Here is a 24,639-nt window from a genome sequence, read left to right as displayed (position 1 = left end):
GAAGCCGGGGAAGAACGGCTCCGTTGGTGAACGCAAAAAGGCTATTGTCCCAGTTGATCGAGGCGGTCCTCGACCTCTGAGGCAAATCGCTCGACAAACATGAGGGCTCTCACGCTTTGTGCAGCCCGAGTGGCGTCACCGTCGGTGTCCAGGGCCTGGGCCAGCTGCGCCGTCAGCTCGCGGGCCGACGACTGGGTCTGCGCCTTCAGCGCCTGCAAGTCGGCAGCGGAGGTCGCCTCGTCCAGCGCCTCGCGCCATTCCATCTGTTGCATCAAGAAGGCCGCAGGCATGGCGGTGTTGTTTTCGGCCTGTATGGGCGCACCGCGCAGCTCGCACAAATAGGCGGCGCGCTTGAGCGGATTTTTGAGCCTCTGGTACGCCTCGTTGATCCGCACCGACCACTGCATGGCCACACGCTGAGCGGTGGCCGCATCGGCGGCAAAACGGTCGGGATGCACCTGGCGTTGCAGGTCTTTCCAGCGTTGGTCCAGCGTGGCGCGGTCCTGCTCGAAGCGCTCCGGCAGGCCGAACAGAACAAAATCGTTGGACTGCAGGTTCAGCGCCAACGCCGCCTGTGGCTCAGACACGGAAGGACTCACCACAACCGCACTTGTCGCGCTCGTTGGGGTTGTGGAACTTGAAGCCTTCGTTCAGCCCTTCGCGCACAAAATCGAGCTCGGTGCCGTCGATGTAGGCCAGGCTTTTGGGGTCCACCAGCACCTTGACACCGTTGCCCTCAAACACCACGTCCTCTGGGGCAATTTCGTCGGCGTATTCGAGCTTGTAGGCCAGGCCCGAGCAACCGGTGGTCTTGACGCCCAGACGCACACCCACACCTTTGCCCCGGCGGTTGATGTATTTGGTGACGTGCCGCGCAGCGGCCTCAGTGATGGTGACCGACATGGCGCCTTCAGTGAGCGTGTTTTTTGCGGTAATCGTCCACGGCCGCCTTGATGGCGTCTTCGGCCAGGATGGAGCAGTGAATCTTGACCGGCGGCAGCGCCAGTTCTTCGGCGATCTCGCTGTTCTTGAGCGCCGCGGCTTCGTCCAGCGTCTTGCCCTTGACCCACTCGGTCACCAGCGAACTCGACGCGATGGCCGAGCCGCAGCCGTAGGTCTTGAAGCGCGCGTCCTCGATGACGCCGGTTTGCGGGTTCACCTTGATCTGCAGCTTCATCACGTCGCCGCAGGCGGGTGCGCCCACCATGCCGGTGCCCACGGTGTCATCACCCTTTTCAAAGGAGCCGACGTTGCGGGGGTTTTCGTAGTGGTCAACCACTTTTTCAGAGTAAGCCATGGTGTTTCTCCTTCAGTGAGCTGCCCATTGGATCGTGGACAGGTCGATACCATCCTTGAACATTTCCCACAGCGGCGACAACTCGCGCAGCTTGGCCACGTTCTCCTTGATGGTTTGGATCGCGTAATCGATTTCTTCCTCGGTCGTCCAGCGGCCGATGGTCATGCGCAGGCTGCTGTGCGCCAGTTCGTCGCTGCGGCCCAGGGCACGCAGCACATAGCTGGGCTCCAGGCTGGCCGACGTGCAGGCCGAACCCGACGACACCGCCAAACCTTTGATGCCCATGATGAGCGACTCGCCTTCGACGTAGTTGAAGCTCATGTTCAGGTTGTGCGGCACACGCTGTGTTTCGTGGCCGTTGATGAACACCTCTTCCACGTCCTTGAGGCCCGCGACCATGCGGTCGTGCAAGGCGCGGATGCGCGCGTTCTCGGCATGCATCTCTTCCTTGGCAATGCGGTAGGCCTCGCCCATGCCCACGATCTGGTGCGTGGGCAAGGTGCCGGAACGCATGCCACGCTCGTGACCACCACCGTGCATCTGCGCCTCGATGCGAATGCGCGGCTTGCGGCGCACGTACAGCGCGCCAATGCCTTTGGGACCGTAAGTTTTGTGCGAGGTCAGGCTCATCAGATCGACCGGCAACGTCTGCAGGTCGATGTCCACGCGACCCGTGGCCTGGGCGGCATCCACGTGGAAGATCACGTTCTTCTCGCGGCAGATCTTGCCAATGGCGGCGATGTCCTGGATCACGCCGATCTCGTTGTTCACGAACATGACGGACGCCAGGATGGTGTCGGGCCGGATGGCGGCCTTGAACACGTCCAGGTCCAGCAGGCCATCGGCCTGCACATCGAGGTACGTGACTTCAAAGCCCTGGCGCTCCAGCTCGCGCATGGTGTCGAGCACGGCCTTGTGTTCGGTCTTGACGGTGATCAGGTGCTTGCCACGCGTCTTGTAGAAATGCGCTGCGCCTTTGAGGGCGAGGTTGTTGGATTCGGTGGCGCCACTGGTCCAGACGATTTCGCGCGGGTCCGCGTTGATGAGGGCGGCCACCTGCTCGCGTGCGGTTTCGACAGCCTTTTCGGCCTCCCAGCCCCACGCATGGCTGCGCGAAGCCGGGTTGCCGAAGTGCTCGCGCAACCAGGGAATCATGGCGTCCACCACCCGCGGGTCGCAGGGGTTGGTGGCGCTGTAGTCCATGTAGATGGGAAAGTGCGGCGTGCTCATGGTTGGGGAGGTAGAGGCAAAAGGAGCATGCGGCAGCGCCCCACGGGGGGCACCACCACACAACAACAAATCACTTGGACATGGCCGCGCCGAGCGCGAACACCGAGTTGGGCGCGTTCACGCGGATGGGTTTGACCACCGGCGCGCTGGAAATGGCGCGTTTGACGGAAGGCGCATTTTCCACCACCACACCTTTGGCGAGCTGCTCGTCCACCAGCTTTTGCAGGCTGATGGAGTCGAGAAAATCGACCATCTTGGCGTTGAGCGCAGCCCACAACTCGTGGGTCATGCAGCGGTTGCCTTCGCCGTGGCAGTTTTCCTTGCCACCACACTGGGTGGCGTCGATAGGCTCATCAACCGACACGATGATGTCGGCCACGGTGATGTCGGCCGCTTTGCGTCCGAGGGTGTAACCACCGCCGGGGCCACGGGTGGACTCCACCAGCTCGTGGCGACGCAGCTTGCCGAACAGCTGCTCCAGATAGGACAGCGAAATGTGCTGGCGCTGGCTGATGGCCGCGAGCGTGACTGGCCCGTTGCTCTGGCGCAAGGCCAGATCGATCATGGCGGTGACCGCAAAGCGGCCTTTGGTCGTGAGGCGCATATCAAGCTCCTGTGTTTGGCTTGAGTTCGTTGAATCCCTGCGTGCGCCGCCGCACGTCAAGGCCCTGTTCTCCATCCGCCCCGGTTGTTCACCTGTTTGCTGCTGTGCGGCGAGCGTTGACCGCCAACACGCCAGGCTTTTTGCCTGACCGTTTTGGTCGATTATAGCACAAGACCAACTGTTTTACTCGGCATTGCGACTGACTGGTCGCGTATCGCACTACGGCGTCACATTGTCATGCGTCGCGGCGCCGAACGCCAGGCGCTTGAGCTCCGCCAACTCGTCCCGCACCCGCGCCGCCTTTTCGAATTCGAGGTCGCGCGCGTGTTCCATCATGAGCTTCTCCAGGCGCTTGATTTCGCGTGCGACGTCCTTCTCCGACATGTCCTCAACGCGGGCCTGTTGCGCAGCGGCTTGCTCCAGACGTTCGGCCTCCTGCCCCGCCTTTTCGCTGTAAACACCATCGATCAAGTCCTTGATGCGCTTGACCACCCCGCGCGGCGTGATGCCGTTGGCGGCGTTGAAGGCCACTTGTTTGGCGCGTCGGCGTTCGGTTTCGCCAATGGCCTTTCGCATGGATTCGGTGATGCGGTCGGCGTAAAGGATGGCGTGGCCGTTGAGGTTGCGCGCCGCCCGGCCAATGGTCTGGATCAGGCTGCGCTCGGAACGCAAAAAGCCCTCTTTGTCGGCGTCCAGAATGGCGACCAGCGATACCTCGGGAATGTCCAGCCCTTCGCGCAGCAGGTTGATGCCCACCAGCACATCGAAGGTGCCCAGGCGCAGGTCGCGGAGGATTTCCACCCGCTCCACCGTGTCGACGTCGGAGTGCAGGTAGCGCACCTTGACGCCGTTTTCCGTCAGGTAGTCGGTCAGCTGCTCGGCCATGCGTTTGGTCAGCGTGGTGATCAGAACGCGCTCGCTTTTTTCCACCCGGCTGCGGATTTCCTGCAACACGTCGTCCACCTGGTGCACAGCCGGGCGCACTTCCACCAGCGGGTCCACCAGCCCGGTGGGCCGCACCAGTTGCTCCACCACCTGCCCCGCGTGGGTCTTTTCGTAGTCGGCCGGCGTGGCGGACACGAACACCACCTGGCGCATCTTGGTTTCGAACTCATCGAACTTGAGCGGGCGGTTGTCCAATGCGCTGGGCAATCGGAAGCCGTACTCCACCAACGTGGTTTTGCGCGCGCGGTCGCCGTTGTACATGCCGCCAAACTGGCCAATCAGCACGTGGCTTTCGTCCAGGAACATCAGTGCGTCCGACGGCAGGTAGTCGGTCAGCGTGCTGGGTGGCTCGCCCGGCGCGGCGCCGCTGAGGTGGCGGCTGTAGTTTTCAATCCCCTTGCAGAGCCCCACCTCGCTGAGCATTTCCAAATCAAACCGCGTGCGCTGCTCCAGCCGCTGCGCCTCGACCAGCTTGCCCATGCCCACCAGCTCCTTGAGGCGCTGAGCCAGCTCGGCTTTGATGGACTCCACCGCCATCAGCACCTGCTCGCGCGGCGTCACATAGTGGCTGCTGGGGTAGACGGTGAAACGCGGGATCTTCTGCTTCACGCGCCCGGTCAGCGGATCGAACAGTTGCAAGGTTTCCACTTCATCGTCGAACAGCTCGATGCGGATCGCAAGCTCGGAGTGTTCGGCCGGGAACACGTCGATGGTGTCGCCGCGCACGCGGAACTTGCCGCGCGAAAAGTCCTGTTCGTTGCGTGCGTACTGCATGCGCACCAGTTGCGCAATCAGGTCGCGCTGCCCCAGCTTATCGCCCACCCGCAGCGTCATCACCATCTGGTGGTAGCTCTCGGGCTTGCCAATGCCGTAGATGGCCGACACGGTGGCCACGATCACCACGTCGCGCCGCTCCAGCAGGCTTTTGGTGCAACTCAAACGCATCTGCTCGATGTGCTCGTTGATGGCACTGTCCTTCTCGATGAACAGGTCGCGCTGGGGCACATAGGCCTCGGGCTGGTAGTAGTCGTAGTAGCTCACGAAGTACTCGACCGCGTTCTTGGGAAAGAACTCGCGGAACTCGCTGTAGAGCTGCGCGGCCAGCGTTTTGTTGGGCGCGAACACGATGGCCGGGCGGCCCAGGCGCGCGATCACGTTGGCCATGGTGAAGGTCTTGCCCGAGCCGGTCACGCCCAGCAGAGTCTGGAACACCTCGCCGTCGTTCACCCCTTCCACCAACTGGCGGATGGCTTCAGGCTGATCGCCCGCCGGCGGGTAAGGCATGAAAAGTTCGAAGGGCGAGCCGGGGAAACGGACGAATTCACCCGCCGGCGCGGGTCCGGCGTCGGCGGCGGTGGGCACGGTGGGCTGGGTCATGGGCGCTAAAATTCCGGGTTAACCCGACAGACTAACGCAGTTTCGGCTTTCGGGTTGCCCCCGCCGCCCCACCGCCACCTCCTTATCAGGACACGTCATGTCTTTGTTTTCTGCCGTCGAAATGGCCCCCCGCGACCCCATCCTGGGTCTGAACGAGCAATTTGCTGCCGACACCAACCCCAACAAGGTCAACCTGGGCGTGGGCGTGTATTTCGACGACAACGGCAAGCTGCCGCTGCTGCAGTGCGTGCAGGCCGCTGAAAAAACCATGATGGACAAACCCACCGCGCGCGGTTACTTGCCCATCGACGGTATCGCCGCCTACGACGCCGCCGTCAAAGGCCTGGTGTTTGGCGCCGACAGCGAACCCGTGAAAAGTGGCCGCGTGGCCACCGTGCAAGCCATTGGCGGCACCGGCGGCCTGAAGATCGGCGCCGACTTCCTGAAAAAAGTCAGCCCCACCGCCCAGGTGCTGATTTCCGACCCGAGCTGGGAAAACCACCGCGCCCTGTTCACCAACGCGGGATTCGAAGTGGGCACCTACGCTTATTACGACGCTGAAAACCGCGGTGTCAACTTCGACGGCATGCTGGCCAGCCTGAACGCAGCCGCACCCGGCACCATCGTGGTGCTGCACGCCTGCTGCCACAACCCGACCGGCTACGACATCACCGCCGCCCAATGGGAGCAGGTGATCGCCGCCGTCAAGGCCAAGGGCCTGACGCCTTTCCTCGACATGGCCTACCAAGGCTTCGGCCACGGCATCGCCGAAGACGGCGCCGTGATCGGCAAGTTCGTGGCAGCCGGCCTGAACTTCTTCGTGTCCACCTCGTTCTCCAAGAGCTTCAGTCTCTACGGCGAACGTGTGGGTGGTCTGTCGGTGTTGTGTGCCGACAAGGCCGAGGCAGACCGCGTGCTGAGCCAGCTCAAGATCGTGATCCGCACCAACTACAGCAACCCGCCCACCCACGGTGGTGCCGTGGTGGCGGCGGTGCTGAACAACCCCGAGCTGCGCGCCTTGTGGGAAAAAGAATTGGGCGAAATGCGCGTCCGCATCAAGGCGATGCGCCAAAAGCTGGTGGATGGCCTGAAGGCCGCTGGCGTGAAGCAGGACATGTCCTTCATCACCAGCCAGATCGGCATGTTCAGCTACTCGGGCCTGAGCAAAGACCAGATGGTGCGCCTGCGCAGCGAGTTCGGTGTCTACGGCACCGACACCGGCCGCATGTGCGTGGCCGCCCTGAACAGCAAAAACATCGACTACGTTTGCAAGGCGATTGCCCAGGTGGTCTGAGCGGCTGAGTCACGCAAGCGACACATGACAACGCCACCTCCGGGTGGCGTTGCTGTTGGTGGGCGCCAGAATGTCAAAAATCGACACCTGACGTTTTTTGCAAAGCAAACATCAGTTGAGCCTGCTATATTGTTGCGCTGCAGCATTTCACACGGAGACCCCCTCATGCTCTACCAGATGTACGAAACCCACCGCTCCCTGATGGAGCCGTTTTCGGACCTGGCCCAAACGGCCTCCAAGCTTTACAGCAACCCGTTGTCGCCGCTGGGCCAAATGCCCATGGCCCAACGCATCTCAGCCGGGTTCGACCTCATGCACCGCTTGGGCAAGGACTACGAAAAACCCGAGTTCGGCCTGCGCACGGTGGACGTGGACGGTGTGGACGTGGCCATCCATGAACGGGTGGAAATCGACAAGCCCTTCTGTGAACTGCGCCGCTTCAAGCGCTTCTCCGACGACCTGCCTACGCTGGACAAGCTCAAGGGTCAACCCGTCGTGCTGATCGTGGCGCCCCTGTCGGGCCACTACGCCACGCTGCTGCGCGACACGGTCAAGACCATGCTCAAGGACCACAAGGTCTACATCACCGACTGGAAGAACGCCCGTCTGGTGCCGCTGTCCGAAGGCGAGTTCCACCTCGACGACTACGTCAACTACGTGCAGGAGTTCATCCGGCACCTCCAAAAGACCTATGGCAACTGCCATGTGATGAGCGTGTGCCAGCCCACGGTGCCGGTGCTGGCGGCTGTGTCGCTGATGGCCTCGCGCGGCGAAACCACACCCCTGTCCATGACCATGATGGGCGGGCCCATCGACGCCAGCAAGTCGCCCACGGCGGTGAACAACCTGGCCACCCAACGCAGCCACGCCTGGTTCGAGCACAACGTGATCTACCGCGTGCCGAGCAACTTCCCCGGCGCCGGCCGCCGCGTCTACCCGGGCTTCCTGCAGCACACCGGTTTTGTGGCCATGAACCCGGACCGCCATGCGTCCAGCCACTACGACTACTTCAAGGACCTGATCAAGGGCGACAACGAAAGCGCCGAGGCCCACCGCAAGTTCTACGACGAGTACAACGCCGTGCTCGACATGGACGCCGACTACTACCTGGAAACCATCCAGACCGTGTTCCAGGAATTCAAGCTCGTCAACGGCACGTGGGACGTGAAGAACCCACAGGGCAAGCAAGAGCGCGTGCGCCCCCAAGACATCACACAAACCGGTCTGCTGACGGTGGAAGGCGAGCTGGACGACATCTCCGGCTCGGGCCAGACCGCCGCCGCCCACGATCTGTGCACCGGCATCACCAAAGAGCACCAGATGCACCTGGAAGCCAAAGGCGCGGGCCACTACGGCATTTTCAGCGGCCGCCGCTGGCGCGAGATGGTCTACCCGGTGGTGAAAGCTTTCATCCTGGCACACCAACCGAAAGCGGCCGCGCCGCAGCCTGCCGCCGCCATGCCCGCTGTGGTGTCACAGGCTGTTGTGGCCAAGGCGCCCGTCCGCAAAACGCCGGCCGCGGCGCGCAAAAAGCCCGCCACGGCCAAGTGAGCACCGAGGCACTGGCGGCGCGGCTCAACGACGCGCTGCCGCAGACCCAGTGCACGCGCTGCGGCTACCCCGATTGCGCGGCCTATGCCCAGGCCATGGCCCAGGCCGGAGCCGACATCAACCAGTGCCCGCCGGGCGGGGCGAAAGGGGTTGAGCGGCTGGCAGCACTCACCGGCCGCCCGCCCAAGCCCCTGAACACCACCCATGGCACCGAAGGCCCGCTGCGCCTGGCCCTGATCGACGAAGACTGGTGCATCGGGTGCACCTTGTGCATCAAGGCCTGCCCGACCGACGCCATCGTGGGCGCCAACAAGCGGATGCACACCGTGGTGGAAGCCTGGTGCACGGGCTGCGAGCTGTGCATTCCCGTCTGCCCGGTCGACTGCATTGGCCTGCGGGTGGTGGACGAACACGCCACCGGCTGGACCGCCTGGTCACCCGAACAGGCGGCCATGGGCCGCCAGCGGTACACGGCACGGCAGACCCGGGTGGCCCGCGAAACGACCGAACACCAGGCCCGCAAGACCGAAGAAGCGCAGGCGAAGTTGGCCGATCTGGCCGGCCATTCCAAGATCACCGACCCCGAGGTGCTGGACAAAAAAAAGGCCTTCATTGCGGCCGCATTGGCCAAAGCCCGGGCGCGCCAGGGGGATTGAGACTCGCGTCGCACTTTCTCGGTTTGATCGATACAATCGATTTCCGCACCTTCACTTTGGACCCCGCGTGAAACCGACCGAGTTGTCCGCCAAGCCCTACCTGACCCCCAACGAGGTCGCGGCGTGGATGATGGTGTCGCCCATCACCGTGCGGGGTTGGGCCCAGAAAGGGCTGCTGCAGGCCGAGGTCACACCGGGCGGGCACCGCCGCTTTCGCCGCGAAGAAGTGGAGCGTTTTGCGCGCCAGTGGAACCCCGCTGGCAACAAGGGGCCGATGCGCATTTTGATCGCGGACGACGACCCGGCCGTGGTCGGTTTTCTCAAGGAGTGGCTGGAGGACGAGCGCTTCAACACCCGCGTGGAAACCGCGTTCGACGGCTTTGAAGCCGGCCTCAAGGTGCACAGCTTTGTGCCCGATGTGGTTTTGCTCGACGTCATGATGCCCGGCCTCAAAGGCACGGAGGTGTGCCGGCAAATCAAGCAGATGCCCGGCAACGCCGACCTGCGCGTCATCGGCCTGACCGGCCACCTCAGCCCCGACACCGAACGCGCCCTGCTGGACGCCGGTGCCGAATGTTGCCTCACCAAACCGGTGGACATGCCCCGGCTGCTGCAGCAACTGGGGCTGGACGCCTGAACCGCCCCCCGGCAAGCGCTCCGGCCCCCCGCGTGACCTCCGCGCCCACCCCGCCCGCGCACCGACGCCAGCGCTGCGGCCTGCGTTGCCAAGTGGGCCTGCTGGTGCTGGCACTGGGCCTGCTCACCCTGTGGGCCATGGCCCAGCCCTTGGGCGACTGGCACATCCCGCGCGTGCACTACCTGCCGCTGCACACGCTGATGGAACTGGCCTCGGTGCTGGTGGCTTTCCTGGTGTTTGCCACCGTCTGGCACACGCCCGCGCGCGAGGTGTCGGGCTCACTGGTGCTGCTGGCGCTGGCGCTGGCGGCTTCGGGCTGGCTGGACATCTTTCATGCCTTGTCCTTCCGCGACATGCCGGTTTTCATCACACCGTCGTCGTCGGAAAAGAGCATTGCGTTCTGGCTGGTGGCGCGGGCCTGGGTGGCACTCAGCCTGCTGGCCTACAGCCTGTGGCCCGGCCAGCCCCCGATGCGAAAAAGCAGCCGCCACGTGCTGCTGTTCGGCGCCTGTGTGCTGGTGCTGATGATCAGCTGGGGCGTCATCTTCCACGAACACGCCTTGCCCGACACCTTTGTGCCCGGCAGCGGGCTGACACCGTTCAAAGTGGGCGTTGAACGGGCCATCACCGCCGTGCTGGCGCTGGCCGCCTGGCGCCTGTGGCGCCGCTCGGGCCAGACGCGCAGCCTGTCGCAGGTGCTGCTGTTTGCCGCCACCATGTTGCTGCTGTACGGCGAAATTTTTCTCACCCGCTACGCGCTGAGCAACGACCTGCAGAACATGCTTGGCCACCTGTTCAAGGTGCTGGCCTACCTCGTCATTTACTGGGGTTTGATGGTGGTCACGGTGCGCCGCCCCTACCAGGCGTTGGCCGATCAGACCCAGGCCTTGCAGAACGCCAACGACACGCTGCGTGCCCAGGCCCTGGCGCTGGACAGCACGGTCACGCCGGTGGGCGTGTTCGACGCCCAGGGCCACGTGGTCTGGCGCAACCGCGCCTCGCGCGAGCTGCTGCCCCCGGGCAGCCTCCCCAACCAGGACCCCCTCAACCTGTTCGAGCTGCCGGCCATCACCGATGCGACGGTGGCCCAGGCCATGCGCCAGTCGCTCGACCAGGGCAAGGCCTGGAGCGGTGTGGTGCCGGTGATCGACGGCGCAGGGCGGCACCGCCAGGTGCGGCGGGTGGTCACACCGCTGAGCGGCCCAAACGGCGAAGCCCAGGGCTACGTCTCCGTGTCGGAAGACGTGACCGACAGCCTGCAGGCGCAGTCGCGCTACCAGCGTGTGCTGGAAACCGCACTCGACGGCTTTTGTGTGCTCGACGCCAACGGCCGGCTGCTGGAAGCCAACCAGGCGCTGGCCAACATGTCGGGCTACAGCACGGCCGAGTTGGTGGGCAAACCCATACGCGAGCTGGACGCGTCGACCGAACCCAGCGGTTTTCGCGCCCGCAGCGAGCACGTGATGGCCCACGGCCACGATCTCTTCGCCACGCGCCACCGCCACAAGCGAGGCCACGACTACCCCGTGGAGGTGTCCATCACCCGCGACCCCCACAACGGGCATTTCTACGCCTTCGTGCGGGACACCTCGGAGCGCGACCAGGCCCACGCGGACCAGCGCGAACTCGAGCGCCAGCTTCAGCAGGCGCAAAAGATGCAGGCGCTGGGGCAACTCACCGGCGGCATCGCACACGACTTCAACAACATCCTCACCGCCGTGCTGGGGTACGCCACCCTGGCCCTGGACCGCCTGGTGCCGGACAAGCAGAGCAAACTCGCGCGCTACCTGGGCGAGGTGGTGGCGGCCAGCGAACGGGGCCGCGAACTGATCGCCAAGCTGCTGCTGTTCACCCGTACTCAGGCCACGGCCGACGCGGCCATGATCGCCCCCACCCAGGTGCTGCACGAGGTGCTGGCCATGCTCAAACCGTCCATTCCACCCGGCGTGGTGATAGGCACCCGCGTGGACGACACCTCGGCTCTGCGCATCCACCCGGGCGAACTCCACCAGGTGCTGGTCAACCTGATCCTCAACGCCCGCGACGCCATTGGGCCAAGCGGTCACATCGACATCCACCTGCACCAGGTGGTCGTGACCGAGCCGATGTTGTGCGCGGCCAGCCACGAGGCCTTTGCCGGCCCCTTCCTGGCGCTGGATGTGTGCGACAGCGGCGGTGGCATCCCGCCCGCCGACCTGCCGCGCCTGTTCGAGCCCTTTTTCACCACCAAGGGCGTGGGCAAGGGCACAGGCCTGGGTCTGGCCATGGTGCAAGGCATTCTGCGCCGCGCGGGCGCTTATGTGTCGGTGCAATCACGTCAAGGCGGTGGCACGTGTTTCCGGCTGTACTTCCCGCTGGTGACTGCGGCCCTGCCGCCCTGTGCGGCGGCGCCGGTGCCACCCGTTCGGGCCGACGGTGCCGGCCAACTGGTCTGGGTGTTGGACGACCAGCCTGCGGTCGGGCGTTACCTGCACGAACTGCTGGTCGGCGAAGGCTACCGGGTGGAGGTGTTCGACACGCCACAAAGGCTGCTGGAGGCCTTGCCCGGCCAAGGCCACGGGGTGGTGGCCCTGCTGACCGATCTGACCATGCCCGGCATGGACGGCTTGGAACTGGCCGGGCAGGTGCACCGTCGGCTGCCGGCCCTGCCCATCTTTTTGTGCACCGGCCACGGTGAAGGGCTGGACGCCGCCGATCTGGCCGCACGGGGCATACGTCAGGTGTTTCGCAAACCGCTGGACAACCGCGCCCTGCTTCGGGCACTGGCCGACCGCCTGGCCCACCCCACCTTGAACCGGGCAAGCCAGCGAAGGGCGACCGATCGCCTGACCGGCGGCGAATGAATTCGATCAAATCGATTGACCCGATTCTTTCGCTTTGTTAAGCTGCCGGTTACGCAGTTTGCATTTGCACACACCCCCGCCGACACGGAGCCCGCATGAACCTCAGCCCATCTGCCTCCCATGCAACGGCCGGCGAATACCTCAGCTTCCGCCTGGGGCGCGAGGAATACGGCATCCCCATCCTCACGGTGCAGGAAATCCGGGGCTACAGCGAACCCACACGCATCGCCAACTCGCCCGCCTTCATGAAGGGGGTCGTCAACCTGCGCGGCGTCATCGTGCCCATCGTGGACCTGCGCATCAAGTTCGGTCAGGCCACCAGCTACAACGAGATCACCGCCACCATCGTGCTCAACATCGGCCAACGGGTGATTGGCATCGTGGTGGATTCGGTGTCCGACGTGATCGCCCTGCCGGCCGACGAGATCAAGCCGCCGCCACAACTGGCCAGCGGCATCGACACCGCCTACGTCACTGGCATTGCCACCCAGACCCAGGGCGAGCAGCAACGCATGCTGATCCTGGTGGACATCGAGCAGCTCATGTCCAGCGACGAACTCGGCCTGCTCGACGCCGCCGCGACCGTCTGAACCGCGCCCCACCCTTCTTCACCCCACGAACGGCCCACCATGAACAACCTCAAAATCTCCACGCGCCTGATCGTGCTGATTGGCCTGCTGTCGGCGCTGCTGATCACCATCGGCGGCATCGGCCTGTGGGGCATGAGCGCCACCAACGCCTCGTTCAACACCGTCTACCAGGACCGCATGGTGCCCGTGGGCCAGTTGGCCGACGTGCAGCGTCTGGTGCTGCGCAACCGGTTGGAGGCCGCCTCGGCCATGCTGGACCCCAGGCCCGAGGTGCTCAACAAGGAGCTGACGGCCATGGCCGCCAACACCAAGGAAATCAACGACCTGTGGGCCGCCTACATGGCCACAAAACTCACGCCCGAAGAGGCCACGCTGGCCAAACAGTTCGAGGCGGCGCGCGACCGGTTCACCAACGAAGCCTTTCGCCCGATCCAGGAGGCCTTGCGCGGCGGCAACATCGACGAGGCCAAGCGCCTCAACACCGAAAAGGCCGATGCCCTCTACGAAGGGGTGCGCAAAAACATCGTTGCCCTGGTCGATCTGCAATTCGACGAAGGCAAAAAAGAATACGAGGCTTCCATCGCGCGCTACGAACAAAGCCGCCTGGTGGCCATCGCCGCCATCGTGCTCGGCATCGCCTTTGCCATCGCCTTTGGCCTGATGCTGATCCGTGGCATTTCGCGCTCGCTGTCGCAGGCGTCCGAACTCTCCAAGGCCGTGGCCGAAGGCGACCTCACCCGCCACGTGGACACCAGCGGCAAGCACGAGGTGGCCGTGGTGCTGCAATCCCTGGCCGCCATGCAGCAAAACCTGAGCCAGATCGTGACCCGCGTGCGCCAGGGCTCCGACTCGGTGTCGGTGGCCAGCAGCGAAATCGCCGAAGGCAACCAGGATTTATCGAGCCGCACCGAAAGCCAGGCCAGCGCGCTGGAGGAAACCGCCGCGTCGATGGAGGAACTCAGCTCCACCGTGCGCCAGAACGCCGACAACGCCCGCCAGGCCAACCAGCTGGCTCAAAGCGCCTCCACCGTGGCGGTGCAAGGTGGCCAGGTGGTCAGCCAGGTGGTGGACACCATGAAGGGCATCAACGACAGCTCGCGCAAGATCGCCGACATCATCAGCGTCATCGATGGCATCGCCTTCCAGACCAACATCCTGGCGCTCAACGCCGCCGTGGAAGCGGCGCGCGCAGGCGAACAAGGCCGGGGTTTTGCGGTGGTGGCCGGCGAGGTGCGCAACCTGGCGCAGCGCAGCGCGGCTGCCGCCAAAGAGATCAAGGACCTGATCACCGACAGCGTGGGCCGGGTGGAGCAAGGCAGCGCCCTCGTGGACAAGGCCGGCACCACCATGGAAGAGGTGGTGGGCAGCATACGCCGTGTGACCGACATCATGGGTGAGATCAGCGCGGCCAGCGCCGAGCAGAGCGCGGGTGTGGGCCAGATCGGCGAGGCCGTGCAGCAGATGGACCAGGCCACGCAGCAAAACGCGGCGCTGGTGGAAGAGATGGCAGCGGCAGCGACCAGCCTGCGCACCCAGGCCGACGACCTGGTGCAGACCGTGGCCGTGTTCAAGGTCAACGGCGACGCCGCCAGCCCCCGCCCCACAGCGCATGCGCGCGCACCGGCACCTGCGCCGCGCCAACCCACGCCCACCCCCCTGAACCAGAAGGCGCCCACGCGCCAGACCAAGCCGTCCATGCCCGCGCCGCGCGCCGCTGCCGCCGCACCCCGCGTCGGTGTGTCCAAGTCGGACGCTGGCAGCGACTGGGCATCCTTCTGATCACCGCACCTGCCCGATGACACCGGGCGGGTGCGCGGCGCCCGCCGACGCCACATGACAAGCCATCCCCCACCCACCCCGTCGGTGGCCAGGTTGCAGCGCCAGCGCCGCTGGGCCGTCGGCGTCTGCCTGGCGGCTGTGCTGCTGCTCGCCGTCGCCAGCGCCTTGCCACCGTTTGCGCTGTTTGGCCAGGGCCACGGCCACATGCTCTCCACCCACCTGCTGCTGGAGCTGTTCTCGGTCATCGTCTCGCTGCTGGTGGTCTCCATCGCGTGGTACACCCGCGACGAAGCCTACGCCCACCTGTCCAAGGCGCTGATCTTCGGCTTCACGGTGGTGGCCGGAGCCGACGTGATGCACGCCCTGTCTTATGCGGGCATGCCAGCGCTGTTCAGTGAATCGAGCACACCCAAAGCCATCTTCTTCTGGCTCATGGGGCGCAGCTTCGAGGTGCTCACCGTCTGGTGGTTGGCCACGCGGGTGCACATCGGGGGCAGCAAAGGCCTGTGGTTGTTGCTGGGCCTGATCACCGTGGTCGCGTTGACCTGGATGGGCAGCTTCCACCTGGATACCTTCCCCGAGACCTTTGTGCCCGGGCAGGGGCTGACGCCATTCAAGGTCCGCTACGAGTACGTGTTGTGCGCGGCCAACCTCGCCGCCGCTGGCTGGCTGTTCCACCAAAGCCGGCGCGAACCCCGCGGCCACGCGCTGTGGCTGGGCACCGCCTGTTTTGTCATGGGCGTGGGCGAGCTGGCCTTCACCGGCTACAACGCGCCGTCGGATTTCCTCAACATGTTTGGCCACCTCTACAAGGTGGCGTCCTTCGGCATCATCTACCACGTCACCTTCCAGGTGGCGGTGCGTGAACCCTACGCCAGGCTGGCGAAAACGGAGCGCCAGGTACGGCAACAGGAACGCCAGCTCGACACCGTGCTCAACAACATCCCGGTCGGTGTCTCGCAGATCGACGCCAACCTGCACTACCGCTACGTCAACGCGGTGCACGCCAACAACCTGGGCCGCCCGGTGGCCGACATCATTGGTGCGCGCATGGCCGATGTGCTGCCGGAAGCCTTGATGAGCCAAGCCCGCCCGCACATCGAATCGGCGCTGGGTGGCCACGAGGTCGCGTTTGACATTGCGTTTGTGAACTTCCGCGGCCGCCAGGTGCATGTGCAGGCCCGGATGGTGCCGCAACGCACTGACAACGGCGACATCGTGGGTGCCGTCGCCATCGTCAAAGACGTGACCGAGCAGGAAAAGACGCAGAAACAGCTGCTGGAGTCCATGCGCGAGATCACCGAACTCAAGGCGGCACTGGATGCCCACGCGATCGTGGCGGTGACCGACGCAAGAGGTGTCATCACGCGGGTCAACGACAAGTTCTGCAGCATCTCGAAATACCCACGCAGCGAACTGATTGGCCGCACCCACCAGCTGATCAACTCGGGTCACCACTCCAAGGCCTTCTTCGGCGATCTGTGGCACACCATTTCCAGCGGCGAGGTGTGGAGCGGCGAGATTTGCAACCGGGCCAAGGACGGCTCGCTGTACTGGGTCCACACCACCATCGTGCCCTTTGTGGGCGCCGATGGCATTCCCGAACAGTACATTGCCATCCGGGCCGACATCACCGAACGCAAACGCGCCGAGGACGAGGCCCAGCGCATGGCCTTCTTCGACGCCCTCACCGGCTTGCCCAACCGGCGACTGATGTCCGAGCGGCTCCACCTTGCGCTCATGAACGCCTCGCGCAGCGGCGATTTCGGCGCCCTGGTGCTGCTCGACCTCGACCACTTCAAGGAAGTCAACGACACACTGGGGCACTTCCAGGGCGACGAGCTGTTGCGCCAGGTGGCCATGCGCCTGCAGCGTTGTGTGCGCCAGACCGACACCGTGGCCCGCCTGGGTGGCGACGAGTTCGTGCTGGTGCTCGGTGGCCTGGGTGCCGACGCCACCATGGCCACCGCACGCGCCGGCGACCTGGGCGAAAAAGTGCGCGAGACGCTGGCCGAGCGCTACCACTTCAACGGCCTGCAGGTGGACGCAGCGGCCAGCATCGGCGTGGTGATGTTTCACCGTGCTGAGGAACACACGGACGAACTGCTCAAGCAGGCCGACATGGCGCTCTACCGCGCCAAGGCAGCCGGTCGCAACCGGCTCGCCTTCTTCGACCCGGCGCTGCAGGACGAGGTCAATGCCCGTGCCGCCATGCTGCGGGACTTGCGCCAGGCCATGGAAACCTTGCGTTTTCAGGTGTTCTATCAGCCCATCGTCAACACCCACAGCCGGGTCATGGGTGTGGAGGCCTTGGTGCGCTGGCCCCACCCCGAACGTGGCATGGTGTCGCCTGCGGTGTTCATTCCACTGGCCGAACAAAGTGGCCTGATTCAGCCTTTGGGCCAATGGGTGCTGACCACCGCCTGCCGCCAACTGGCGGCCTGGCACACCGACCCAGAACGCAGCCTCTGGACGATGGCCGTCAACGTCAGTGCGCGCCAGTTCCGCGACGCCGACTTTGTACAAAAAGTCATGTTTGCCATCCAGTCCACCGGGGCCAACCCCCACCTGCTGCGCCTGGAACTGACCGAAAGCATGCTGCACAGCGACATCGAGGAAACCATCGAAAAAATGAGCACCCTGCGTCTGATCGGCGTGCGCTTTTCGCTGGACGATTTTGGGACCGGTTACTCCTCGCTGAGCTACCTCAAACGCCTGCCGCTGGACCAGCTCAAAATCGACCAGTCTTTTGTCCGCGACGTACTCACCGAACCCAACGACGCCGCCATCGCCTGCACCATCCTGTCGCTGGCCAAAAGCCTGGGGCTGGGCGTGGTGGCCGAAGGCGTGGAAACCCTGGCACAACGCGACTTCCTGCTGGAACAGGGCTGCACGGCTTTCCAGGGTTACCTGTTCAGCCGCCCGGTACCTGCGACCCAATTGACCGACACGATCGCACCGCCCGTGGCGGCCTGAGTGTCAGGCCAGCGTCTTGTACACGCCGCAGCCGATGTAGACGTCGTCCACCTTCATCACGTAAGACATCTTGCCCTGCACACGGCCTGAGGCCGGGTTGACGATGTCGTACTCGACCCAGCCCGGTCCTTCCTCGGCCTGGCGCACGATGCCGGCAATCAGCGCGTTGCCGTCGATGCCCGGCACGTCTTGCACCCGCGTGCCCACCTTGGCCGGGTTGCCGCCGAAGGCCACATAGGTGCCATCGGCGGTGAGCGCAAACACATACATGTCGCGGTCAAAGAAGCCGCTCGCGCGGTCGGTCAGGCTGCGCAAGTAGCTGTCCAGCGAACCCGCGCCGCGCCGGTGTGCGTGGGCCCGCTCCACCAGCGCCATGGCCTCTTCGGCCACACCTTGCAACAGCTTGAAGCTGTTGATGGCCGAGGACAGCGAGGCGGCGCGTGTCTCCAGGCTTTCGGACTGCCGCACCGCCACCTCCACCATCTGCGCGTTGCGCTGGGTGATGTCGTCAAGTTGTTTCACCGCCGTGGAGATTTCCTGCACGCTGGTGTTCTGCTCCGAACTGGCGGTGGAGATGGCGGAGATGTTGGCCGACACGCCGCGCGTGCCGCCCAAAATTTGGGCCATGCCCTCGCCGGCCTTGCGGATCTGCCCCACACTGGTTTCCACCTGCGACGACGAGGTCTGGATGAGGTTGCGGATTTCGCGCGCGCTTTCACCGGAACGTTGTGCCAGCGAACGCACCTCGCTGGCCACCACGGCAAAACCCCGGCCGGCCTCACCCGCGCGCGCGGCCTCCACGGCGGCATTGAGCGCGAGGATGTTGGTCTGGAACGCCAGCCCGTCGATGACGCCAATGATCTCGTTCATGCGGTGGGCGCTGCGCTGGATGGCCTCCACCGAGTCCACCGCTGCCGTCATGGTCTGTGCGCCCGACTCGGCCACCGTGCGCACCTCAGCGGCCTGCCGATCCACTTCCAACGCCGTGCCGGCGTTCTGCTGCACCGTGGACGCCAGCTCCTGCACGCTGGCCGAGGTCTGCTCCAGGTTGGCGGCCTGCTGCTCGGTACGTTCAGACAGTTGGCGGTTGCCATCCACCAGCTGCTTGCCGGCGTGGGCCACCAGCGCGGCGTCGCTGCCCACGGCCGCCACCATGGAGGACACGTTGGCAATCATCTTGCGCAACAGTTCGGCCAGATCACCGATTTCATCGTTGGCGCGCACCGAAGCTGCCACGCGCAGGTTGCCGCTGGCCAGCTCGTTCATGGCGTAGCCCAGGCGCCACAAGTCGATCATGAAACTGCGGTAAACGCTGATCACGGTGTACAGCAGCGCCACAAAACCCAGCACCATGACCACGATGAGGAAGGTGCGCTCCGACTGGAGCGACTGCTCACGCTGCACCAACTGGGTCTGCAACGCGTCCATCATGCCCGTCTGCACCTTGAGCACCTGTTCAATCGCCTCGGTGCCGGCGGAAAAAAACGCCCCCGCATCACCCCCTTGCGCACCGTCGGCAAAACGGGCCATGGCCATCTCGCCAAAACGTTTGGCCACCTCCACCGCACCGTCCACCGACAAGCCGGTCAGCCCGGACTGCGTCAGCAGCGCCAGCCCGTGCTGCTGATCCACCAGCATGTCACCCAGTTGCTGCGAGCGCAGGCGCATGCCGGCCGCACCCGCCACATCTGGTTCGCTCTTGGCCAACAAGCCCGCACCAGCGCCCCGCATCTGCCCCAACAATTCGGTCAGCGGGATGGTGCGCACCACCACGTTGTCCATCAACAAGTAGGTCTGCGGCACGGGGTCGAACAGCAGTTGCGAGGCTTCGGCCGTGGTGTAGATGAAGCGCCGCAGATCGCCCACCAGCGTGGTGTGCAGGGCAAAACTGGCGGCCGCAGTGCCGGCGCGGCTTTCGGTGGGCAGGCGTTGCAATCGCTCGCTGAGCCCGCGCCAGGACGACCGAACGTCGAACGAGGTGTTGTTGCTCACCCGCTGATCGAGGGCGGCCCGCGCACGCGCCAATTGCTCACCCGTTTGCGCCAGATCGGCGGCCACGTTGTTGTTGCCGGACAGCAGCACATTAGTCTGGCCACGGTGCTTTTGCACCAGACTCAACACCTCCATGGCGGGGCGGATGTTGAGCACACCTTCGACTTCCGCCTGGGTGGTCTGGATGTCTTTGTGCTGGCGCATCACCAACAGCACCGCCGCCACCAGCAAGGGCACCAGCAACACCGTGGCCATACCGCCCAGCTTGACCGGAAACCGGGCTTTGCGGGCCAGCCATATGCCCAGGCGCCAAACACCCAGTTGTTCGTGGAGAGTGGTCATCGTGTCCCCGTCGTTGTGCGGCTCCACAACAGCAAGCCATCACCGCACGGCAGCGGCTTGAACACAATTGTGAAGTTTTACAAACTATAACGCCTCAAATTGGGCGGGTGCGGGGTTTTACGAGACCTGACAGCCCGCTTACCCGAGGGCCGCAAATGCCTTGACCACCTCGGGCGGCGCCTGTACCAACTCCACCAACACGCCCTCACCGGCGATGGGGAATTCGTCGCTGGCCTTGGGGTGCAGGAAGGTGATGTCGAAACCCGCCGCACCCTTGCGGATGCCACCGGGTGCGAAGCGCACCCCTTGTGCCGTCAGCCATTCCACGGCCACGGGCAGGTCGTCGATCCACAGCCCGATGTGGTTGAGCGGTGTGGTGTGCACCGCCGGTTTTTTCTCCGGGTCCAGCGGCTGCATCAGGTCGACCTCGACCTTGAACGGGCCGCTGCCGATGGCGCAGATGTCCTCGTCCACGTTCTCGCGTTCGCTCTTGAAGGTGCCCGTGACCTCCAGGCCCAGCATGTCCACCCACAGCTTTTGCAAGCGGGTCTTGTCAGGGCCACCGATGGCGATTTGCTGGATGCCCAGCACCTTGAAAGGACGGGCCATCACGCAAACTCCACAATGGGTTGGTCAACGACCAGCGAGTCGCCTTTGGCTGCGAGCACCTTGCCCACCACACCATCGGCGGCCGCAAACAACACGTTCTCCATCTTCATGGCCTCGATCACGGCCACGCGTTCGCCGGCCTGCACCTTCTGGCCCGGCAACACCGCCACCTCGACCAACAGGCCGGGCATGGGCGAGAGCACGTACTTGCTCATGTCGGGCGGTGCCTTGAAGGGCATGAGGGCATGCAGCTCGGCCATGCGTTTGGACACCACCATGGTCTCCAGCTTGGTGCCGTTGTGCTGGATCACCAGCGCCAGCGGGTTGCGCGCGGTGCCACGCTCGATCTGCGCCACGAAGGGATTGCCGTTGCACATGCCTTCAATGCGCACATCGTTCAGGCGCGAGTTGCAGGTGATCTTGTAGCGTTTGTCGTTGACCGTGACTGAGGCGTAGCCGGTCTCGCCCACGAATTCGTCCACGTGCACCGGCGTGTAGGCGTGTTCGCCGTCGGCCGACAGGGACGCCACCACGTAGTCCTTGCCCACCTTGACGCCGTAGCCGGGCAGCTGGCCGCTCAGGCCGCTGGCGCGCTCGCGCGACTTGCGGCGCACGAAGGCGGCGATGGCGCGCAGGAAATCGGTGTCGTCGTGTGGCACGTCCTCGGCGCGGAAGCCGTTGGCGTAGTGGTGGGCGATGAAGCCGGTGTTGAAGTCGCCCGACACAAAATCAGGGTGGGCCAGCAACGCTGCCTGGAAGGGGATGTTGCTGTTGATACCACGGATGACAAAGCCGTTGAGCGCCTCACGCATCTTGGCGATGGCGTCATTGCGGTCTTTGCCATGCACGATGAGCTTGGCGATCATCGAGTCGTAGTACATCGGGATCTCGCCACCGTCGTACACTCCGGTGTCCACCCGCACGCCGTAGCGGTGCGCGGTGTCGGCCTGCCACATGGTTTCATGCGGCGGGTTGAAGCGCACCAGGCGGCCGGTGGAGGGCAGGAAGTTGCGGAAGGGGTCTTCGGCGTTGATGCGGCACTCGATGGCCCAGCCTTCGCGCTTGACGTCGGCCTGCGTCAGCGGCAGCTTTTCGCCTGCGGCCACGCGGATCATCAGCTCCACCAAGTCCAGGCCGGTGATGCACTCGGTCACCGGGTGTTCCACTTGCAGGCGGGTATTCATCTCCAGGAAGTAGAAGTCCTGGTTCTTGCCCACCACAAACTCCACCGTGCCCGCGCTCTGGTACTTCACGGCCTTGGCCAGCTGCACCGCCTGCTCGCCCATGGCCTTGCGGGTTTCGTCGCTGATGAAAGGCGACGGCGCCTCTTCGATCACTTTCTGGTGGCGGCGCTGGATGGAGCATTCGCGCTCGTTCAGGTAAATCACGTTGCCATGGCTGTCGCCCAGCACCTGGATCTCGATGTGGCGCGGCTGCTCGACGAACTTCTCGATGAAGATGCGGTCGTCGCCGAAGCTGTTGCGGGCCTCGTTGCGGCAGGAGGTGAAGCCTTCGAGGGCTTCCTTGTCGTTAAAGGCCACGCGCAGGCCCTTACCGCCGCCGCCGGCGGAGGCCTTGATCATCACGGGGTAGCCGATGTCGCGGGCAATCTCCACCGCGCGCTCGGGCGATTCGATGGCGTCGTTCCAGCCGGGGATGGTGTTGACCTTGGCTTCGTTGGCGAGCTTCTTGGAGGCGATCTTGTCGCCCATGGCGGCGATGGAGTGGGCGCGTGGGCCCACAAAGGCGATGCCTTCGTCTTCGCAGCGTTTGGCGAAGGCTTCGTTTTTGCTCAGGAAGCCGTAGCCGGGGTGGATGGCCTGCGCGCCGGTCTGTTTGGCGGCGGCGATGATGCGGTCCGCCAGCAGGTAGCTCTCGCGGCTGGGCGCAGCGCCGATGTGCACGGCTTCGTCGGCCAGCTTGACGTGGCGGGCTTCCTTGTCGGCGTCGGAGTAGACCGCCACGGTGGCGATGCCCATTTTTTTGGCCGTTGCAATCACGCGGCAGGCGATTTCGCCACGGTTGGCGATCAGAATTTTGGTGAACATGGAAATCTCCTCAGTTCGGGAATCGGTTTGTTTGGCTTTGCGCTGTGGCTGTGCCCGCCATGGGCACGGCGTGCCTGCCTCCGCTCGTGTCCCCCGCCGGCCTGTGGCCGGCTCCTCCTTTACCTCGCTGCGACAGGCACGCCGTACCCATGGCTGCGAAGTGAAGGGGCTTGAACACGGTGGCGCGCCACATGCCCTGGAGTGGGTGGGCTGGGCGTTTTGCGCAGGTAAAGGAGGAGCGCGAAGCGCGGGGGACACGGAGCAAAACGCCCAGCCCACCGACTCCAGCGCGCAAAACCGACACAGCAACAGCCCACGAAATCACAGCGGAATGTTCCCGTGCTTGCGCCACGGGTTCTCCAGCTTCTTGTCCTTGAGCATCACCAGCGAGCGGCAGATGCGCTTGCGGGTTTCGTGTGGCAAAACCACGTCGTCGATGAAGCCCCGCGCACCCGCCACAAACGGGTTGGCGAAACGGGCCTTGTACTCGGCCTCGCGCTCGGCCAGCTTGGCCGGGTCCTTCTTGTCCTCGCGGAAGATGATTTCCACCGCGCCCTTGGCGCCCATCACCGCAATCTCGGCATTCGGCCACGCCAAGTTCACGTCGCCACGCAGGTGCTTGGAGGCCATCACGTCGTAAGCACCACCATAGGCCTTGCGGGTGATGACCGTGATCTTGGGCACCGTGCACTCGGCATACGCGTACAGCAGCTTCGCGCCGTGTTTGATGATGCCGCCGTATTCCTGCGCCGTGCCGGGCATGAAGCCGGGCACATCCACGAAGGTCACCACCGGGATGTTGAACGCATCGCAGAAACGCACAAAACGCGCGGCCTTGATGCTGCTCTTGATGTCCAGGCAGCCGGCCAGCACCAGCGGCTGGTTGGCCACGATGCCCACGGTCTGGCCGTCCATCCGGGCAAATCCGATCAGGATGTTCTTGGCGTAGTCGGGTTGCAGCTCGAAGAAATCGCCATCGTCCACGACCTTGAGGATCAGCTCCTTCATGTCGTAGGGTTTGTTGGGGTTGTCGGGCACCAGCGTGTCCAGGCTCAACTCCATGCGGTCGATCGGGTCACCGCTGGGGCGCACCGGCGCCTTCTCGCGGTTGTTGAGCGGCAGGTAGTTGTAGAGGCGGCGCAGCATCAGCAGCGCCTCCACGTCGTTCTCGAAGGCCAGGTCGGCCACGCCGCTTTTGGTGGTGTGGGTGATGGCGCCGCCCAGCTCCTCGGCGGTCACTTCCTCGTGGGTCACCGTTTTCACCACCTCGGGACCGGTCACGAACATGTAACTCGAATCCTTGACCATGAAGATGAAGTCGGTCATGGCGGGCGAGTACACCGCACCACCGGCCGATGGGCCCATGATCATGCTGATCTGCGGCACCACGCCGCTGGCCATCACGTTGCGCTGGAACACGTCGGCGTATCCACCCAACGACGCGACACCCTCCTGGATGCGGGCGCCGCCCGAATCGTTGAGGCCGATCACCGGCGCACCCACCTTCATGGCCTGGTCCATCACCTTGCAGATCTTCTCGGCATGGGCTTCAGACAGCGCGCCGCCGAAGACGGTGAAGTCCTGGCTGAACACGAACACCAGGCGACCGTTGATCATGCCGTAGCCCGTCACCACGCCGTCGCCGGGGATCTTCTGGTCCTGCATGCCGAAGTCGGTGCAGCGGTGCTCCACAAACATGTCCCACTCTTCGAAGGTGCCCTCGTCGAGCAGCACCTCCAGCCGCTCGCGGGCAGTGAGCTTGCCTTTGGCGTGTTGGGCGGCAATCCGTTTTTCGCCGCCACCCAGGCGCGCGGCAGCGCGCTTGGCTTCCAGTTGTTGCAGGATTTCTTGCATGAGGGGTCTCCGGAA

The 24,639-nt window shown here is 64.5% G+C and carries 18 protein-coding genes; 8 read left to right on the top strand and 10 right to left on the bottom strand.

The window, feature by feature from the left end:
* Nucleotides 1–41: 41 nt before the first annotated feature.
* The 6 genes from hscB to uvrB all read right to left on the bottom strand — a co-directional run bounded on the left by hscB (nucleotide 42) and on the right by uvrB (nucleotide 5,453).
* Nucleotides 42–560: a Fe-S protein assembly co-chaperone HscB gene (gene hscB, locus ACFQU0_RS21165; protein ID WP_382204383.1), complete on the bottom strand. Its 519-nt coding sequence runs from the start codon at nucleotides 558–560 to the stop codon at nucleotides 42–44.
* Between the two features lie 19 nt (nucleotides 561–579).
* Nucleotides 580–903 carry an iron-sulfur cluster assembly protein IscA gene (iscA, locus tag ACFQU0_RS21160; protein ID WP_382204146.1) on the bottom strand — a complete coding sequence of 108 codons (324 nt, stop codon included), beginning with the start codon at nucleotides 901–903 and terminating at the stop codon, nucleotides 580–582.
* 7 nt (nucleotides 904–910) lie between these two features.
* Nucleotides 911–1,297, bottom strand: a complete 387-nt coding sequence (iscU, locus tag ACFQU0_RS21155) for a Fe-S cluster assembly scaffold IscU (protein ID WP_382204144.1) — start codon at nucleotides 1,295–1,297, stop codon at nucleotides 911–913.
* A gap of 12 nt (nucleotides 1,298–1,309) precedes the next feature.
* Nucleotides 1,310–2,527: an IscS subfamily cysteine desulfurase gene (locus ACFQU0_RS21150; RefSeq protein ID WP_382204142.1), complete on the bottom strand. Its 1,218-nt coding sequence runs from the start codon at nucleotides 2,525–2,527 to the stop codon at nucleotides 1,310–1,312.
* Between the two features lie 70 nt (nucleotides 2,528–2,597).
* Nucleotides 2,598–3,131 (bottom strand): Fe-S cluster assembly transcriptional regulator IscR, encoded by a 534-nt coding sequence (iscR, locus tag ACFQU0_RS21145; RefSeq protein WP_382204140.1) that lies wholly within the window; start codon nucleotides 3,129–3,131, stop codon nucleotides 2,598–2,600.
* A 219-nt stretch (nucleotides 3,132–3,350) separates the two neighbouring features.
* Nucleotides 3,351–5,453, bottom strand: a complete 2,103-nt coding sequence (gene uvrB / locus ACFQU0_RS21140; protein ID WP_382204138.1) for an excinuclease ABC subunit UvrB — start codon at nucleotides 5,451–5,453, stop codon at nucleotides 3,351–3,353.
* 97 nt (nucleotides 5,454–5,550) lie between these two features.
* Between uvrB and ACFQU0_RS21135 the strand changes: the two genes are divergently transcribed.
* The 8 genes from ACFQU0_RS21135 (at nucleotide 5,551) to ACFQU0_RS21100 (ending at nucleotide 17,779) form a co-directional block, all read left to right on the top strand.
* Complete coding sequence (locus tag ACFQU0_RS21135) at nucleotides 5,551–6,747, top strand: amino acid aminotransferase (protein WP_382204136.1); 1,197 nt, start codon at nucleotides 5,551–5,553, stop codon at nucleotides 6,745–6,747.
* Between the two features lie 165 nt (nucleotides 6,748–6,912).
* On the top strand, nucleotides 6,913–8,298 hold the full coding sequence (locus ACFQU0_RS21130; protein ID WP_382204134.1) for a polyhydroxyalkanoate depolymerase: 1,386 nt from the start codon (nucleotides 6,913–6,915) through the stop codon (nucleotides 8,296–8,298).
* A complete protein-coding gene (rsxB, locus tag ACFQU0_RS21125) occupies nucleotides 8,295–8,954 on the top strand; it encodes an electron transport complex subunit RsxB (protein WP_382204132.1) in 660 nt (219 codons plus the stop codon). Before ACFQU0_RS21130 ends, rsxB begins: the two co-directional genes overlap by 4 nt.
* A 67-nt stretch (nucleotides 8,955–9,021) precedes the next feature.
* On the top strand, nucleotides 9,022–9,591 hold the full coding sequence (locus tag ACFQU0_RS21120; protein ID WP_382204130.1) for a response regulator: 570 nt from the start codon (nucleotides 9,022–9,024) through the stop codon (nucleotides 9,589–9,591).
* Nucleotides 9,592–9,623: 32 nt separating this feature from the next.
* Nucleotides 9,624–12,434, top strand: a complete 2,811-nt coding sequence (locus ACFQU0_RS21115) for an MASE3 domain-containing protein (RefSeq protein ID WP_382204128.1) — start codon at nucleotides 9,624–9,626, stop codon at nucleotides 12,432–12,434.
* Between the two features lie 95 nt (nucleotides 12,435–12,529).
* Complete coding sequence (locus ACFQU0_RS21110) at nucleotides 12,530–13,024, top strand: chemotaxis protein CheW (protein ID WP_382204126.1); 495 nt, start codon at nucleotides 12,530–12,532, stop codon at nucleotides 13,022–13,024.
* A gap of 39 nt (nucleotides 13,025–13,063) precedes the next feature.
* The gene (locus ACFQU0_RS21105; RefSeq protein ID WP_382204124.1) at nucleotides 13,064–14,803 is read left to right on the top strand and encodes a methyl-accepting chemotaxis protein; all 1,740 of its coding nucleotides are present in this window, start codon (nucleotides 13,064–13,066) and stop codon (nucleotides 14,801–14,803) included.
* Between the two features lie 54 nt (nucleotides 14,804–14,857).
* On the top strand, nucleotides 14,858–17,779 hold the full coding sequence (locus ACFQU0_RS21100; protein ID WP_382204122.1) for a bifunctional diguanylate cyclase/phosphodiesterase: 2,922 nt from the start codon (nucleotides 14,858–14,860) through the stop codon (nucleotides 17,777–17,779).
* 3 nt (nucleotides 17,780–17,782) lie between these two features.
* Here the strand turns inward: ACFQU0_RS21100 and ACFQU0_RS21095 are convergent, their stop codons facing one another.
* From ACFQU0_RS21095 to ACFQU0_RS21080, 4 genes are all read right to left on the bottom strand, one after another.
* On the bottom strand, nucleotides 17,783–20,113 hold the full coding sequence (locus ACFQU0_RS21095; protein ID WP_382204120.1) for a methyl-accepting chemotaxis protein: 2,331 nt from the start codon (nucleotides 20,111–20,113) through the stop codon (nucleotides 17,783–17,785).
* Between the two features lie 138 nt (nucleotides 20,114–20,251).
* Nucleotides 20,252–20,722: a VOC family protein gene (locus ACFQU0_RS21090; RefSeq protein ID WP_382204118.1), complete on the bottom strand. Its 471-nt coding sequence runs from the start codon at nucleotides 20,720–20,722 to the stop codon at nucleotides 20,252–20,254.
* Complete coding sequence (accC, locus tag ACFQU0_RS21085; protein WP_382204116.1) at nucleotides 20,722–22,770, bottom strand: acetyl-CoA carboxylase biotin carboxylase subunit; 2,049 nt, start codon at nucleotides 22,768–22,770, stop codon at nucleotides 20,722–20,724. The genes ACFQU0_RS21090 and accC overlap by 1 nt, the downstream gene beginning before the upstream one ends.
* 321 nt (nucleotides 22,771–23,091) lie before the next feature.
* A complete protein-coding gene (locus ACFQU0_RS21080) occupies nucleotides 23,092–24,624 on the bottom strand; it encodes an acyl-CoA carboxylase subunit beta (protein WP_382204114.1) in 1,533 nt (510 codons plus the stop codon).
* Nucleotides 24,625–24,639 lie beyond the last annotated feature (15 nt).

It is taken from the genome of Hydrogenophaga defluvii (assembly GCF_042665235.1).
Lineage (GTDB): Bacteria > Pseudomonadota > Gammaproteobacteria > Burkholderiales > Burkholderiaceae_C > Hydrogenophaga > Hydrogenophaga defluvii_A.
Note: the sequence above shows the minus strand (reverse complement) of the source record. Positions and strands in the feature narration are given on the sequence as shown.